General features: G+C 66.2%; 1 protein-coding gene. It reads right to left on the bottom strand.

Annotated features, from left to right (window positions below):
• A partial coding sequence (locus B2W52_RS13300) for a TadA family conjugal transfer-associated ATPase (protein WP_286803505.1) occupies positions 1 to 396 on the bottom strand: 396 nt, incomplete at both ends.

Here is a 396-nt window from a genome sequence, read left to right as displayed (position 1 = left end):
TCGCCGACGATGATCCGCTCGGGCCGCATCCGCAGGCAGTTCTTCACCAGGTCGCGCATGGTGATCTGGCCCTGGCCCTCCAGGTTCGGTGGCCGGGTCTCCAGGCGCACAACATGGGGCTGCTGCAGCTGCAGCTCGGCGGCGTCTTCGCAGGTGACGACCCGCTCGGTGGGATCGATGAAGGCGGTCAGCGTATTGAGCAGGGTCGTCTTGCCCGAGCCTGTGCCGCCGGAAATCAGGATGTTGCAGCGACAGGCGCCGATGACCCCCAGGACCCGGGCGCCTTCCGGGGTGATAGAGTCGTACTCCACCAGGTCCTTCATGGTCAGCTTGTCCTTCCGGAACTTCCGGATGGTGAGCGTGGGACCATCAAGGGCCAGCGGCGGGGCGATGACG

It is taken from the genome of Marinobacter sp. UBA2498 (assembly GCF_002341575.1).
In the GTDB taxonomy this organism is placed as follows: Bacteria; Pseudomonadota; Gammaproteobacteria; order Pseudomonadales; family Oleiphilaceae; genus Marinobacter; species Marinobacter manganoxydans.
The sequence above is the reverse complement of the archived record's forward strand: the minus strand, read 5'-3'. Positions and strand labels throughout refer to the sequence as shown.